This window comes from Rathayibacter sp. Leaf299, from assembly GCF_001423055.1.
Classification (GTDB): Bacteria; Actinomycetota; Actinomycetes; order Actinomycetales; family Microbacteriaceae; genus Rathayibacter; species Rathayibacter caricis.
This window is the reverse complement of sequence record NZ_LMNT01000003.1, coordinates 1-15,126: the sequence shown is the minus strand read 5'-3', so window position 1 is coordinate 15,126 and position 15,126 is coordinate 1. Positions and strand designations below refer to the sequence as shown.

Here is a 15,126-nt window from a genome sequence, read left to right as displayed (position 1 = left end):
GCATACGGGAAGTGCGAATCACCCCTCCGGGCATCGTCCATAATGGTCTGTGTGACGAGCAGCACTCTTACCCCCACGGCCACCGCGCCCGTAGTGAACCGACCCAACCCGGTCGCGGTCGGAACGATCGTCTGGCTGGGCAGCGAGGTCATGTTCTTCGCGGGCCTGTTCGCGATCTACTTCACCCTCCGCAGCACCTCCCCGGAGCTGTGGGAGGCCGAGACGAGCATCCTCAACGTGCCGTTCGCGAGCGTCAACACGGTGATCCTCGTCGCCTCGTCGTTCACGTGCCAGTTCGGCGTGTTCGCGGCCGAGCGGCTCCAGGCGCGCTCCACCGGGCTCAGCCCGTTCAAGTGGGGCATGGTCGAGTGGTTCTTCCTCACCTACGCGCTCGGCGCGATCTTCGTCTGCGGCCAGGTCTTCGAGTACGCGACCCTCGTCTCCGAGGGTGTGAGCCTGTCGAGCAACGCCTACGGCTCCGCGTTCTACATCACGACCGGCTTCCACGCCCTGCACGTCACCGGCGGGCTCATCGCCTTCCTCCTCGTCATCGGCCGCGCGTTCGCGGTCAAGAACTTCGGTCACAAGGAGGCGACGAGCGCCATCGTCGTCTCGTACTACTGGCACTTCGTCGACGTCGTCTGGGTCGGCCTCTTCGTGGTCATCTACTTCCTCAAGTGATGGGTGCCGCCCCGATGAACTCCTCCACCCCCGATCCCCGCAGGAAGGTTGCCTCGATGGCCTCCCCGAAGACGAAGAGCCGCGCCAAGAAGGGTCGCCGACACCCCCTGGCCACGCTGGCCCTGATCGCCATCGGCCTCGGACTCACCGGAGGCACCTACGCGGCCGTCGGCGTCGCCACGTCGGCCTCCGCCGAGACGTCCGCCAACAGCCAGCAGACGATCGACGAGGGCTCGAAGCTCTTCGCCGCGAACTGCGCGACCTGCCACGGCCTCGACGCCGCGGGCACCGACAACGCGCCGTCGCTGATCGGCGTCGGCGCCGCCTCGGTCGACTTCCAGGTCGGCACGGGCCGCATGCCGATGCAGATGCACGGCCCGCAGGCGCTCGAGAAGCCGGTGCAGTTCACCGACGAGCAGGTCGCCGAACTGGCCGCCTACGTAGCCTCCCTCGCGCCCGGCCCTGCCATCCCCACCGGCGAGGTCCTCGACGGCCGCGGCGACACCGCCAGCGGTGCCGAGCTCTTCCGCATCAACTGCGCAATGTGCCACAACGTCGCCGGAGCCGGCGGCGCGCTGACCGAGGGCAAGTTCGCTCCCCCGCTGGGCGGCGTGACCGAGGCGCACATCTACGAGGCGATGGTCACCGGCCCCCAGAACATGCCGGTCTTCAACGACCTGAACATCTCGCCCGAGGACAAGCGCGACATCATCTCGTACCTCAAGTACATCGAGGCCAACCCGTCCCCGGGCGGATTCGCGCTCGGCTCCCTCGGGCCGGTCGCGGAGGGCCTCTTCCTCTGGATCTTCGGCCTCGGCGCCATCGTCGCGCTCACGGTGTGGATCACCGCCCGATCGAACTAGTGAACATCCGCGCCCTGACGGGCGTGACAACCCCCACGGCTCCGACCGGAGCCGATAGGCGTGAAAAGGAGAACCATGGCAGAGCACGATGAGGGTGGCACGGACCTCGCCACCTCGTCGGCCACCGGGCACGGTTCGGCTCCGGCCGGCACCGCGGTCGTCACACGGGGCCGGGTCCAGGACCCGGGACTCCCGCCGCACCGCCCCCGGATGACCGATCTCGACCCCAAGGTCGAGAAGCGTGCCGAGCGCACGGTGTACACGCTCTTCTACCTCTCCTTCGCGGGATCCCTGTTCGCGGTCGCCGCGTACATGGCCTTCCCCATCACGGAGGAGATCGAGTCCGTCCGCCTGAACACGCTGTTCATCGGCCTGGGCATGTCCCTCGCCCTGCTCGCGATCGGCATCGCCGCTGTCCACTGGGGCAAGCAGCTGATGTCCGACCACGAGGGCATCGACATCCGCCACCCGGTCCGCTCGTCGGAGGACACCCGGGCCCGCGCCCTCGAGATCTTCGACCAGTCCGACAAGGAGTCCGGCTTCGGCCGCCGCTCCGTCATCCGGAACAGCCTGATCGCCTCGCTGGTCGTCTTCCCGCTGCCGGCGGTCATCCTGTTCCGCGGCCTCGGTCCGCAGGACCAGAACCCGGTCGCCCTCCTCAAGACCACCATGTGGAAGGAGGGGACCCGGCTCACGCTGGACCCCTCCGGTGCCCCGATCCTCGCATCGGACGTCACCCTGGGCTCCGCCTTCCACGTCATCCCCGAAGGCCTCGAGCAGGTCGAGGGCAAGCTCGAGGAGAAGGCCAAGGCCTCCGTCCTCCTGATGCGCCTGAAGCCCGAGGACCTCGTCGTCAGCGAGGGTCGAGAGACCTGGAACTACGACGGAATCGTCGCCTATTCGAAGATCTGCACGCACGTCGGCTGCCCTGTGGCGCTGTACGAGCAGCAGACCCACCACCTGCTGTGCCCGTGCCACCAGTCGCAGTTCGACATCAAGCACGAGGCTGCCGTCATCTTCGGCCCGGCGAAGCGCCCGCTTCCGCAGCTGCCCATCACCGTCGACGACGAGGGCTATCTGGTCGCGCAGAGCGACTTCACGGAGCCCGTCGGACCGTCCTTCTGGGAGCGATGACTCACATGTCCACCACCACACCGTCACGACCCTCGTCGTCGCCCCAGGGCAACGACGACGGCGTCATCCTCGGCAGCGGCAAGCTGCAGAAGGGCTATGTCGGAGCAGCGTCGAACTACATCGACGAGCGGACGAGCATCTCGGCCGTCGTCAAGGAGTTCGGCCGCAAGATCTTCCCCGACCACTGGTCCTTCCTCCTCGGCGAGGTCGCGCTCTACAGCTTCGTCATCATCCTGCTGTCGGGCACCTTCCTCACGTTCTTCTTCCAGGCGTCCATGGTCGAGACGCACTACGAGGGCAGCTACCTGCCGATGAAGGGCATCGAGATGTCCGCGGCGATGGCCTCGTCGCTCGACATCTCCTTCGACATCCGCGGCGGCCTGCTGATGCGCCAGATCCACCACTGGGCGGCGCTGCTGTTCGTGGCCTCGATCGGCCTCCACATGCTGCGCATCTTCTTCACCGGCGCGTTCCGCAAGCCGCGCGAGCTCAACTGGGTAATCGGCTTCGTCCTCTTCATCCTCGCGATGGCCGAGGGCTTCACCGGCTACTCCCTCCCCGACGACCTGCTGTCGGGCAACGGCCTCCGCATCATCGACGGGATGGTCAAGGGCATCCCGGTCGTCGGCACCTGGATCTCGTTCCTGCTCTTCGGCGGCGAGTTCCCGGGCACCGACATCGTCGGCCGCCTGTACACCCTGCACATCCTGCTGCTGCCGGCCCTGGTGCTCGCGTTCATCGCCCTGCACCTCGTGTTCGTGGTCGTCCACAAGCACACCCAGTTCCCCGGTGCGGGCAAGACCGAGCAGAACGTCGTCGGCTACCCGGTGCTCCCGGTCTACGCCGCGAAGGCCGGTGGATTCTTCTTCATCGTCTTCGGTGTCGTCGTCCTCATCGCGTCGCTGTTCACGATCAACCCGATCTGGAACTACGGCCCCTACGACCCCTCGCCCGTGTCCGCCGGCACCCAGCCCGACTGGTACATCGGCTTCGCGGACGGTGCGCTGCGCCTCGTCCCGCCGGGACTCGAGTGGGCCATCCCGGGCCTCGGCACGCTGTCGTTCAACATCCTCATCCCGCTCGTCGGCCTGGGTCTGTTCATCGTCGCGGTCATGCTCTACCCGTTCCTCGAGGCGTGGATCACGGGTGACAAGCGCGAGCACCACCTGCTCGACCGCCCGCGCAACGCCGCGACCCGCACGGCGATCGGTGCCGCCGGAGTCACGTTCTACGCGGTCCTCTGGGCTGCTGCGTCCTCCGACATCATCGCCACGCACTTCCACCTCACGATGGAGGGCGTCATCCACGCCCTGCAGTTCTGCCTGATCGTCGGCCCCTTCGTCGCGTACTTCATCACGAAGCGCATCTGCCTCGCCCTGCAGAAGAAGGACCGCGAGATCGCTCTGCACGGCTTCGAGTCCGGCCGCATCGTCCGCCTCCCGGGCGGCGAGTTCATCGAGGTGCACCAGCAGCTCGACGAGTACGAGCGCTGGAAGCTGGTCAGCCAGGACGAGTACGAGCCGCTGATGATCCGCCCGAACTCGCGTGGACGCATCACCGCTCCGCAGCGCGTGCGTGCCGGCCTCTCCCGCTGGTTCTTCGAGGACCGCATCACCCCCGTCACCCAGAAGGAGCTCGAGAGCTCGCACAGCGAGCACTGACCTCCCTCCCCGAAGGGCCCGGACGATCCGTCGTCCGGGCCCTTCGTCGTTCCCGGGCGAACTCCGCGCTTCTCCCCCGTTGCCGTCCGCCGCGAGTCGCGATGACACCTGCGCCTGTGGTTCGTCGTCATCACTGCAGTCGGATCGGCTCTCAGAGCCGGGCAGGTGATCGTCGGGACGGAGTCGCCGTGGCGGTGGTACTCGGCCGGTCGTATGACGGCCCGGTGAGGGCGCCAGGTGGTGGTTGTCGATGCTGCGATCCATCGGTGCCGACGCCGTGAGCGGAGGCGCACGAGCCGGGAGTCGGAGAGCGGCCTGGCGTCGACGAGCCGCAGCCCGGACTGGGCGGCCCGAAGCAGACAGAGGAGCCGTCTCGGGCGAGTCCGGCTCCTGACGAGCACGATCAGCTCGTCGACGAGGCCCTCGCGCAGCAGAGGGTTCCAGGTCGTCGCGCGGCCGACCATCAGTAGATTGCGGTCCCCGGTCGCCGTGAGTCTCCGGATCTCGGCTACGGCGGCGTCACGTGGCACGATGGGGGTGGTCGATGCCCGGGGGCATCCGCACCGGCGGCCAGCGAGTCACTGATGACCAGGGAAGCCTGGAGTCAGCGTCCTTGCTCACGAGTGGATGAACACCGGAGGGACGGCCCACCGATCCTTCTGAAGGGTCCATCCGCCTCCGCCGAACATGATTCCCACGCGGCCGACACGGTGTGGCGTGCTCGATGCTCTCGTCGGCGTCGAACGAACTCTAGGCGTCGGCTCTCGTCGATCCGGGGCGCGGGATGAGGATCCGACGTCGACAGGGCGCGCGAGAGGGCGCTCACCCGGTGACCGCTCGTCCACGTCTCCGCCGTGCCACCGCCCACCGTCGTGGCCACCGCCGTCCGCGTTCCTGCCTTCCGAGCACCAGGTGGCGCTGACAGGTCCAGGATGCCGTGGAGGCGGCCGTGGGGCTCACTCATGGCCCCACGGTTGAGGGCCCACGGCGCCGCGGCGACCACACGGTCGGACCCTGACCGTTCCTCCGTCGACGGCGAACTGCTCGCTGACATGACGCGGCACGTGGCGCCGAGCATTCCGTGCACCTCCGTCGCCGATCGACCGCGCAGCAGGCCCTGCCGGGCAGCGGGCCCTGCCGGGCAGCGGGCCCTGTCGGGCAGCGGGCCCTGCCGGGCACAGCGAAAGGGCCGGGTGCCGGGAGCTGTCGCTCCCGCGCACCCGGCCCTCAGCCGATGCCCTCCGCCTAGCGGGCGAAGTATCCGCGGTAGTACTCGTAGACCCAGCCCGTGATCGCGATCAGGAAGATGCCGGCCGCGATGTACGTGATCCAGATTCCGACGGCGAGGCCGAGGAACGCCAGAGCCGCGGCACCGCCGAGGATCAGCGGCCACCAGCTCCAGGGGCTGAAGAAGCCGAGCTCCGGGTCCCCGTCGTCGATGTCGGCGTCGAGGCGGTCCTCGGGCAGTTCGGCACCCTGCGCCTTGTGCACGCGACCGACGTAGAACGCGATGAACGCGCCCAGCACGGCTGAGAGGGTGATGCCGACGGTCCCGACCCACTCCACCTGCTCGGTGTCGATGAGCGACCAGACGGTGTACGCGACGGCCGCGAGGAGGAAGAAGCCGGACAGGAGCCAGAACAGATTGACGTTGGCGCGCATGGCCCTACTTCACCGTGCCTTCGGACTTGTCGTACGTGGGGGCGTCCGGAGCGTCCTTCGCCGGACCGATTCCGACGGGGATGCCGGCCTCGGGGTGGTTCAGGTCGAAGGCCGGAGCCTCGCTGCGGATGCGCGGGATGGAGGTGAAGTTGTGGCGGGGCGGCGGGCACGAGGTGGCCCACTCGAGCGAGCGCGAGAAGCCCCACGGGTCGTTCACGGTGACCTTCGGCGCCTTGCGGGCCGTGATGTACACGTTGAGGAAGAACGGGATCAGCGAGACCGCGAGGATCATCGCTCCGATCGTCGACAACTGGTTCATCCAGGTGAAGCCGTCCTCGGGGAGGTAGCTCGCGTAGCGGCGGGGCATGCCCACGACGCCGAGCCAGTGCTGGATGAGGAACGTGGTGTGGAAGCCGATGAACAGCAGCCAGAAGTGCCACTTGCCCAGGGTCTCGTTCAGCATCTTGCCGGTCCACTTGGGCCACCAGAAGTAGAAGCCCGAGAACATCGCGAACACGACGGTGCCGAACACGACGTAGTGGAAGTGGGCGACCACGAAGTACGAGTCGGACACGTGGAAGTCGAGCGGCGGGGACGCCAGGATGACGCCGGTGAGGCCACCGAAGGTGAAGGTGATCAGGAAGCCGATCGCCCAGATCATCGGGGTCTCGAACGTGACCGACCCGCGCCACATGGTGCCGATCCAGTTGAAGATCTTCACGCCGGTCGGGACCGCGATGAGCATCGTCATCAGCGAGAAGAACGGCAGGAGCACCGAGCCGGTGACGTACATGTGGTGCGCCCAGACCGTCACGGACAGCGCCGCGATGGCGATCGTCGCGTAGATCAGCGTCTTGTAGCCGAAGATCGGCTTGCGGCTGAAGACCGGGAAGACCTCGGACACGATGCCGAAGAACGGCAGCGCGATGATGTACACCTCGGGGTGGCCGAAGAACCAGAACAGGTGCTGCCAGAGCAGGACGCCGCCGTTCGCCGCGTCGTAGATGTGGGCGTCGAAGACGCGGTCGGCACCGAGGGCGAACATCGCCGCTGCGAGGACCGGGAAGGCCAGCAGCACGAGGATCGACGTCACGAGGATGTTCCAGGTGAAGATCGGCATGCGGAACATGGTCATGCCCGGAGCGCGCATCGTGATGATCGTGGTGATGAAGTTCACCGCGCCGAGGATCGTGCCGAAGCCGGACAGGCCCAGGCCGAAGACCCAGAGGTTGCCGCCCAACCCTGGCGAGAACGTCGTGCTCGACAACGGCGCGTAGGCGAACCATCCGAACGAGGCGGCGCCCTGCGGAGTGACGAAGCCGGCGACCGCGATGAGCGAGCCGAAGCTGTAGAGCCAGTAGGCGAAGGCGTTCAGTCGCGGGAAGGCGACGTCGGGGGCACCGATCTGCAGCGGCATCAGGACGTTGGCGAAGCCGGCGAACAGCGGCGTCGCGAACATCAGCAGCATGATCGTGCCGTGCATGGTGAACAGCTGGTTGTACTGCTCGCGCGTCTCGACGACGGCCAGGCCGGGCTGGAAGAGCTGGGCACGGATCACCAGCGCCATCACTCCTGCGATGCAGAAGTAGATGAACGACGTGATCAGGTACATGTACCCGATGACCTTGTGGTCGGTGGACGTCATCCAGCGAACGAGGACGTTCGCCTTGCGCTCGACGGGCGGGGTGCCGAAGGTGCGGGACGACGGGGCGGGTGCGGTGGCGGTGCTCATGCTCCCCTACTCCTCGTTCTCGGTGCGGACCGGCGCACCGGTTCCGGGAAGGTTGCTGTTGCGGTCGTACTCCGCGCCGAGCTGGCCGGTCTGGCCCGCGTCGCGCAGCGACTGGATGTAGTCGTCGTACGTGTCTCGGTCGACGACCTCGACGTTGAAGAGCATCGCGGAGTGGTACTCGCCGCAGAGCTCGGCGCACTTGCCGGCGTACGTGCCCTCCTTCAGCGGCGTGACGTACATGTAGTTCGTCTTGCCCGGGATCATGTCCTTCTTGTAGAGGAAGTCGACGACCCAGAAGGAGTGGATGACATCGCGGGCGTCGAGCTGGATCTTGATCTTCTCGCCGACGGGCAGGTAGAGGGTGGGCACCTCGGACTCGACGAGCGAGCCGTTGGCGTCGCCGTCGGAGGACTCGTACTGGCCCTGGATGCCAGCGGAGTACACGTCCTCGTCGACGTAGTTGAAGTCCCACGCCCACTGCTTCCCGTAGACCTGGATGGTCTCGTCGGGGTTCTCGTAGGGCTCCTCGATCGCCGCCTGATCGCGGGCGGTGAAGGCGAAGAAGCCGATCACCAGGATCAGCGGCACGATCGTGTAGAAGATCTCGATCGGCATGTTGTAGCGCAGCTGCACCGGGAGGCCCGTCTGGCCCTTGCGGCGCCGGTACACGACGACGGCCCAGATCGTGAGCCCCCACGTGACGACGCCGACGGCGAGGAGGACGATCCAGGAGGTGACCCAGAGCCCGATGACCCGGTCGACGTGGTTCGTCGTGCCGGGTTCGGTGGGGAGCCAGCCCTGGAGCTGCTCCTGCGTGCAGCCCGCGAGAACGAGGGCGAGGGCTCCTGCAACGGGGGCAGCGACCCATCTGCGGAGACGGCGATTGAAGCGCACCGGTGACCTTTCGGAAGACTGGGGACCAGTTCACACGAAACTGTATTAGACCGGCTCCAGCCTACCTTCCCCGTCGGGACCGGAGTGCACCGCCGGCCGCTCTTGACCTCCGCGGCCGAGGGTGCGAAGAACGACGGACGGCGCCCGACCGCCCGCTTCTGCAAGCCGTCGGACGCCGTCCGGGAGGTGCTGGAGCGGCGTGTCGCCGCCGCCGATCAGTGGAAGCTGTCGCCGCAGGCGCAGCTGCCGCCCGCGTTGGGGTTGTCGATGGTGAAGCCCTGCTTCTGGATGGTGTCCTCGAAGTCGATCGAGGCGCCGTCGAGGTACGGGACGCTCATCTTGTCGACGACGAGGCCGACGCCCTCGAACTCGACCGCCGCATCGCCGTCGAGGGTGCGCTCGTCGAAGTAGAGCTGGTAGATGAGACCCGAGCAGCCACCGGGCTGGACGGCGACGCGCAGGCGCAGGTCGTCGCGGCCCTCCTGCTCGAGGAGGCTCTTGACCTTCGCGGCGGCGACGGGGGTCATCGAGACGCCGTGCGCGGTCTTCTGGTCGACGGTCGATGTCGTGTCGGACATGTCACTCCTCGAGGGGGTCGGTGCGGTGATGACGGCGTGGCGTCGGGGGGACGGCGTGCTGCCGTCGGTGATGCCACACGATTCTACGGTGGCAACTGCTCCGCGGAGCCGGGTATTCCGGATCCGTGCGGCCGCGTCAGCCGCGGTGGGCCGCCGCGCGCAGCAGGAAGAGCGCCTCCGTCTGCGCGGCCCGCTTGAAGACGCCGAGGTGGAGGGACTCGTTGGGGCTGTGCGCGCGCGAGTCGGGGTCCTCCACGCCGGTCACCAGGATCTGGGCGGCCGGGAACTCCCGGACGAGGTCGGCGATGAAGGGGATGCTGCCTCCCGCGCTCGTCTCCAGTGCGTCGCGGCCCCAGGCGTCCGCCATCGCCTGCTTGACGAGGCCCACGGCCCAGCCCGAGGTGTCGACGAGGAAGGGCTCCCCCGTGTCGACGTCGTCGATCTCGAGGTGGGCGCCGAACTGAGCGTGATCGCGCAGGTGGCGCTCGAGCGCGGCGAAGCCCTCGGGCGCCTCCTGGCCGGGCGCGATGCGAGCGCTGATCTTGACCCGCACGGAGGGGCTCAGGGTGTTGGATGCGTCCACGACGCTCGGGGCGTCGATCCCCGTGACCGTGATCGACGGCTTGGACCAGATCCGCGAGAGGAAGGGGCCGGAGCCGATCGGCGAGACGCCGTCGAGCAGGCCGGCGTCGCGGCGGAGGTCGCCCTCGGTGATCTCGGGGACGGCGCCGTCGTGCTCGCGCAGACCGTCGACGGCGACCGAGCCGTCCTCGTTCCACAGGGTGGAGAGCAGGCGCACCGTCGCGAGCATCGCATCCGGGACCGCTCCGCCGAGCATCCCGGAGTGGGAGGCGTGGTCGAGGGTCCGGACGGTGAGCGTGAAGGTGACGTTTCCACGCAGGCCCACGGTCAGCGACGGAGTGTCCACGTCCCAGTTGTCGCTGTCGGCGACGACGATGACGTCGGCGCGCAGGGCGTCGTGGTGCTCGCGGAGGAAGGTCGGGAACGACCGCGAGCCGAACTCCTCCTCGCCCTCGATGAAGAGCACGAGGCCGAGGTCGTGGTCGTCACCCGCCACCTCGCGCAGCGCGCGGACGGCGGCGAGGTGGGACACCACTCCGGCCTTGTCGTCGGCCGCGCCCCGGCCGTAGAGGCGGTCGCCGCGCACGGTCGGCTCGAACGGAGGGGTCTCCCACGAGGTCTCGGCGCCCTGCGGCTGGACGTCGTGGTGCGCGTAGAGGAGGACCGTGGGAGCGCCGTTGCGCGCGGCACGGGTGGCGAGGACGGCCGGCTGCCCGAGGACTCCCGAGTCGCCGATCGTCGACCGGCGGATCGACACGTCCTCGAAGGCCCCGGTCTCGCGGGCGAGCTCGGCGATCGCCTCGGCGCTCGCGGCCACCCGGGTGGCGTCGAAGCCGTCCCACGAGACGGAGGGGATGCGCACGAGGCGCCCGAGCTCCGCGAGCGAGCGCGGCAGGTCGTCGCGGACGGCGGCCAGGACCGCCTCCTCGGCTGCTGGGAGAGTGGACGTCGGAGTCGGAGCGTCGTGGGCCATGCAGGTAATCTTAAGAGACCCTCGATTCCAAGGACGTTCACCGTGGCCAAGCACCCGATCGCAACCGACACGCCCGACGACGCCGACTCGGCCCCGTCGACCGGCAAGGGGCGGCCGACGCCGACCCGGCGCGAGCGCGAGCTCGCCAACCAGCGTCCGCTCGTGACGACCGATCGCAAGCAGGCCGCGCGCGACGCCCGCGAGAAGGCCGCCGTGGCGCGCGAGCAGGCCCGGATCGGCCTCGCCGCCGGTGACCAGCGCTACCTGCCGCTGCGCGACAAGGGCCCGCAGCGCAAGTTCGTGCGCGACTGGGTCGACGCGCGCTTCAGCCTCGGCGAGTTCCTCATCCCCGTGATGGTCGTCGTCCTGCTGCTGAGCTTCTTCCCGCAGCCCGAGCTCCAGTACGTCACCCTCATCGTCCTCTGGGCGTTCTTCCTCGTCGCCGTGCTCGACTGCGTGCTGCTCGGCATGCGCATGCGGAAGAAGCTCGGGGAGCGCTACGGAGCCGACAAGGTCGAGAAGGGCATCCGCTGGTACGCCGCGATGCGCGCCCTCCAGCTCCGCGTCATGCGCCTCCCCAAGCCCCAGGTGAAGCGCGGGGCGTTCCCCGAGTGAGCGCGTAGCGCTCGCTCGGAAAACTGGTGCTCGCTTGCTCGGCCTGCGGCCTCGCCGCAGTCGGATGAGCAGGGGGTCGCGTTCCGAGGAGCGTCTCGCCTCCGACTAGGTCGATCCGCTGGCGGTCGGATCGACCGTTCGTCTTTTCGCGCCCGAGTGGTGAGGTGACTCGGCCGCGGGACGGGCAGTGACGACGGAGCGACGAGCTTCGTAGCGGTCGTCGCTCCCTCCAACCGGGATGCCGTCGATTTCCTGATCTCCACCGTCTCCAACGGCGACATGATGGAGTCGTCGGGCGGCTGCCCTCTGCTCTCCTCGCAGCACCTCCGACATCCGTCGACGTCGGGAAGTCGAGCTCACGGTCGAGGTCCGAGAGCAGAGCTCTGCGGAGCACGAGACGCGTCCGACCGATAACCTCTGTTCGGTCTTCGGCGAGGAGATCTTGCGGAGGCGAACGGGTGATTCGCGTGTCAGCGAATCGCCCTAGCCGAGCGCAAGACGCTCTGCAGGACGCGACCGCCTCGGGAGGCCGACTGCGCCGAGCCGGGCAGGGACCGGCTCGGGATCAGCACCGCGGGCAGGGACCGGCTCGGGATCAGCGCAGCGCGCGATTCACCTTCGCAGCCCACAGGGGGCCCTCGTAGATGAAGGCGGTGTAGCCCTGGACGAGGGTGGCGCCGGCGGCGAGACGCTCCTGCACGTCGGCGGCGGTCTCGACGCCTCCGACCGAGACGACGCAGAACTCCGCGGGGACGACGGCGCGGATCACGCGGAGGACGGCGAGCGAGCGGGCGGCGAGCGGGGCTCCCGAGAGCCCTCCGGCACCGGCGGCGTCGACGACGGAGGCGGCCGTCTCGAGGCCCTCGCGGGAGAGGGTCGTGTTCGTGGCGATGACGCCGTCGAGCCCGAGGCGCACGGCGAGCTCGGCGACGCGCACGACCTCGTCGTCGGAGAGGTCGGGGGCGATCTTCACGAGCAGCGGAGTCGTGTCGGCCGCGTCCTTCACTGCGGCGAGCAGGGGCTCCAGCCTGTCGATCTCCTGCAGCCCGCGCAGGCCGGGGGTGTTCGGAGAACTCACGTTGACGACCAGGTAGTCGGCGAGAGGCGCCAGCATCCGGGCGCTGATCAGGTAGTCCTCGATCGCGTCGTCGACGTCGACCGCGCGGCTCTTGCCGATGTTGACGCCGATGACCGGACGCCCGCGGACCCCGCGGAGTCGGGCCAATCGACCCGCGGCCGCCCGCGCCCCGAGGTTGTTGAAGCCCATCCGGTTGATGACGGCGCGGTCCGCGACGAGGCGGAAGAGGCGCGGTCTGTCGTTGCCGGGCTGAGGGCGGGCCGTGATCGTGCCCACCTCCACATGCCCGAAGCCCAGCGCGCCCAGCCCCAGGACGGCCGTGGCGTTCTTGTCGAAGCCGGCGGCGACTCCGAACGGCGTCGCGAAGCGCAGCCCGAGGGTCTCGACCGAGGTGTCGTGCTTCGGCAACGTGAACCGGCGCGCGAGGGGCGCGACGAGGGCGAGGCCGCGGATGACCGGGAAGGCGAGGTGATGCGCGCGCTCCGGATCGATGCGTCGCAGGACCGTGCGGAACAGGAGCGGGTAGACGGCGGCCATCAGAGCTCCTCGACGTCACGCGCAGGCCCGCTGCGCTCGGCGCGCAGGAGGGTGATGGCCGAGTCGAAGTCGTCGAGCGAGTCGAAGGCCTGGTACACGCTCGCGAAGCGCAGGTACGCGACCTCGTCGAGCTCGCGCAGCGGCGCGAGGATCGCGAGGCCGATGTCGTTCGCGTCGATCTGCGAGGCGCCGGTGGAGCGGATGCTCTCCTCCACCCGCTGGGCGAGCACCGCGAGATCGGAATCGGTGACGGGGCGGCCCTGGCAGGCCTTCCGCACGCCGCTGACGATCTTCTCGCGGCTGAACGGCTCGACCACTCCGCTGCGCTTGATCACGACGAGGCTGGCGGTCTCGGTGGTCGAGAAGCGGCGACCGCACGAGGGGCACTGGCGCCGGCGTCGGATCGAGAGGCCGTCGTCGCTGGTGCGCGAGTCGATCACCCGGGAGTCGGGGTGCCGGCAGAACGGGCAGAACATCGCGGAGTGCCTCTCGGGTCAGGCGAAGCGCGCGTCGACGGCGTCGCCGTGCGCGGGGAGCGCCTCGGCGTCGCTGAGCGCGCGGATGTGCGGGGCGACGCGAGCGAGGGCGCCGCGGTCGTAGCTGATGAGCTGCTGCGGGCGCAGGAACGTGTAGGCGCCCAGACCGGAGGAGAACCGCGCCTGGCCCATCGTGGGCAGCACGTGGTTGGAGCCGGCCAGGTAGTCGCCGAGGCTGACCGGCGCCGTGGGGCCGAGGAAGATCGCGCCCGCGTCGTGGATGAGCGCGGCGGTCGCCCCGGGGTCGCTCGTGTGCAGCTCGAGGTGCTCGGGGCCGTAGGCGTCGCTGAAGGCGCAGGCGGTCTCGAGGTCGTCCACGATGACGAGTGCCGACTGGGGACCGTCGAGCGCGATCGCCACGCGCGCGGAGTGGTGGGTCGTCGCGGCCTGACGCTCGACCTCCGCGCCGACCGCGCGGGCCAGCTCGGCGTCGTCCGTGACCAGCACGGCCGAGGCCGCCTCGTCGTGCTCGGCCTGGCTGACCAGGTCGGCCGCGATCAGACGGGGATCGCCGGTGGAGTCGGCGATGACGAGGATCTCCGTCGGGCCGGCCTCGGAGTCGATCCCGACCTGGCCGAGCACCTGGCGCTTCGCGGTCGTGACCCAGATGTTGCCGGGGCCGGTGATCATGCCGACGGGCTCGAGGCCGATCGACTCGACACCGTAGGCCAGGGCGGCGACGGCGCCCGCGCCGCCTGCGGCGTAGACCTCGTCGACACCGAGGAGACCCGCTGCCGCCAGGATCGTCGGGTGGACGGCGCCGCCGAACGCCTTCTGCGGCGGGGAGACGATCGCGATGGACTCGACGCCTGCGGCCTGAGCCGGGACGACGTTCATCACGACGCTCGAGGGGTACACGGCCTTGCCGCCGGGGACGTAGAGGCCCGCGCGGGCGACCGGCGTCCAGCGCTGGACGACGGTGGCGCCGTCGTCGAGGACGGTGGTCCGCTCGGGCGGGATCTGCGCGGCGCTCGCGCTCCGCACCCGGGAGATCGCCTCGTCGAGGGCCGAGCGGATGGCCGGATCGAGGTCGCGGACGGCGGCGGCGATGTGCTCGGCCGGCACCCGCAGGTGCGGCTGACGGACTCCGTCGAGTCGCTCGGACTGGTCGAGGAGCGCCTCCGCGCCGCGGGCTCGGACGTCGGCGATGAGCTCGGCGACGATCGGTCCGACGTCGGCGGAGGTGCCCGGGTTGCGCGGCACGAGGGCGAGCAGCTCGGCGGAGGAGGGACGACGGCCGCGGAGGTCGAGAGTCTGGATCATGGCCGCCCCAGTCTACCGGCCGCCCCCGCCGCCCTCCGGCGCTGCGGGCGCGCTGGGCGGCTCTGCTCGCGGGCTGTCGCCGGTCGCTCCGGGACATCGCGGGCAGATCATCTACGGGCAGCGGAGCGAAGTCGCGTCGGTGCCGACGAGCAGGACGGGGTCTCCTGGGATCCGTTGCGCGGGTGCAAGGGTCTCGAAGCTTCTATTTGTCAAGGTCGGCAGAGGTGGGGGAAGAGTTAGCGGCAGAGGGCTCGTTTGAGGAGGCGGAGGGTGTCTTTGGTGGTTTTGCCTGCGGCGAGGTGGGCGTCGCGGTAGTCGCGGGTTCGTTGTTCGTGGG

At 69.2% G+C, this 15,126-nt stretch carries 13 protein-coding genes; 5 read left to right on the top strand and 8 right to left on the bottom strand.

What is annotated here, in order from left to right; all coding sequences use genetic code 11:
- The first annotated feature begins 42 nt into the window (after positions 1-42).
- The 4 genes from ctaE to qcrB all read left to right on the top strand — a co-directional run bounded on the left by ctaE (position 43) and on the right by qcrB (position 4,339).
- Positions 43-681: an aa3-type cytochrome oxidase subunit III gene (ctaE, locus tag ASF48_RS11665; protein WP_055791679.1), complete on the top strand. Its 639-nt coding sequence runs from the start codon at positions 43-45 to the stop codon at positions 679-681.
- A 56-nt stretch (positions 682-737) separates the two neighbouring features.
- Positions 738-1,544: a cytochrome bc1 complex diheme cytochrome c subunit gene (qcrC, locus tag ASF48_RS11660; protein ID WP_055791677.1), complete on the top strand. Its 807-nt coding sequence runs from the start codon at positions 738-740 to the stop codon at positions 1,542-1,544.
- A gap of 75 nt (positions 1,545-1,619) precedes the next feature.
- Positions 1,620-2,678: a cytochrome bc1 complex Rieske iron-sulfur subunit gene (gene qcrA / locus ASF48_RS11655; RefSeq protein WP_055791673.1), complete on the top strand. Its 1,059-nt coding sequence runs from the start codon at positions 1,620-1,622 to the stop codon at positions 2,676-2,678.
- Between the two features lie 5 nt (positions 2,679-2,683).
- Positions 2,684-4,339 carry a cytochrome bc1 complex cytochrome b subunit gene (qcrB, locus tag ASF48_RS11650; RefSeq protein ID WP_055791671.1) on the top strand — a complete coding sequence of 552 codons (1,656 nt, stop codon included), beginning with the start codon at positions 2,684-2,686 and terminating at the stop codon, positions 4,337-4,339.
- Positions 4,340-5,584: 1,245 nt separating this feature from the next.
- Here qcrB and ASF48_RS11645 read toward each other — a convergent pair.
- The 5 genes from ASF48_RS11645 to ASF48_RS11625 all read right to left on the bottom strand — a co-directional run bounded on the left by ASF48_RS11645 (position 5,585) and on the right by ASF48_RS11625 (position 10,760).
- Positions 5,585-6,001 (bottom strand): cytochrome c oxidase subunit 4, encoded by a 417-nt coding sequence (locus ASF48_RS11645; protein WP_055791667.1) that lies wholly within the window; start codon positions 5,999-6,001, stop codon positions 5,585-5,587.
- A 4-nt stretch (positions 6,002-6,005) separates the two neighbouring features.
- Positions 6,006-7,733: an aa3-type cytochrome oxidase subunit I gene (gene ctaD / locus ASF48_RS11640; RefSeq protein WP_055791665.1), complete on the bottom strand. Its 1,728-nt coding sequence runs from the start codon at positions 7,731-7,733 to the stop codon at positions 6,006-6,008.
- A 6-nt stretch (positions 7,734-7,739) separates the two neighbouring features.
- Positions 7,740-8,627, bottom strand: coding sequence for an aa3-type cytochrome oxidase subunit II (gene ctaC / locus ASF48_RS11635; protein ID WP_055791662.1), 888 nt, complete (start codon positions 8,625-8,627; stop codon positions 7,740-7,742).
- A gap of 215 nt (positions 8,628-8,842) precedes the next feature.
- The gene (gene erpA, locus ASF48_RS11630) at positions 8,843-9,205 is read right to left on the bottom strand and encodes an iron-sulfur cluster insertion protein ErpA (RefSeq protein WP_055791660.1); all 363 of its coding nucleotides are present in this window, start codon (positions 9,203-9,205) and stop codon (positions 8,843-8,845) included.
- A gap of 136 nt (positions 9,206-9,341) precedes the next feature.
- Positions 9,342-10,760: a dipeptidase gene (locus tag ASF48_RS11625; protein ID WP_055791656.1), complete on the bottom strand. Its 1,419-nt coding sequence runs from the start codon at positions 10,758-10,760 to the stop codon at positions 9,342-9,344.
- A gap of 42 nt (positions 10,761-10,802) precedes the next feature.
- Between ASF48_RS11625 and ASF48_RS11620 the strand changes: the two genes are divergently transcribed.
- Positions 10,803-11,375, top strand: a complete 573-nt coding sequence (locus tag ASF48_RS11620; protein WP_082481389.1) for a DUF3043 domain-containing protein — start codon at positions 10,803-10,805, stop codon at positions 11,373-11,375.
- A gap of 595 nt (positions 11,376-11,970) precedes the next feature.
- On the opposite strand, the gene ASF48_RS11615 is transcribed toward ASF48_RS11620, so the two are convergent.
- From ASF48_RS11615 to hisD, 3 genes are read right to left on the bottom strand one after another with little or no spacing between them, the layout of a single operon-like run.
- Entirely contained in the window at positions 11,971-12,990 is a 1,020-nt protein-coding gene (locus ASF48_RS11615) for a quinone-dependent dihydroorotate dehydrogenase (protein ID WP_055791653.1), read from the bottom strand.
- The gene (nrdR, locus tag ASF48_RS11610) at positions 12,990-13,466 is read right to left on the bottom strand and encodes a transcriptional regulator NrdR (RefSeq protein WP_055791651.1); all 477 of its coding nucleotides are present in this window, start codon (positions 13,464-13,466) and stop codon (positions 12,990-12,992) included. The genes ASF48_RS11615 and nrdR overlap by 1 nt, the downstream gene beginning before the upstream one ends.
- Before the next feature lie 18 nt (positions 13,467-13,484).
- Entirely contained in the window at positions 13,485-14,789 is a 1,305-nt protein-coding gene (gene hisD / locus ASF48_RS11605; protein WP_055791648.1) for a histidinol dehydrogenase, read from the bottom strand.
- Between the last annotated feature and the right edge of the window lie 337 nt (positions 14,790-15,126).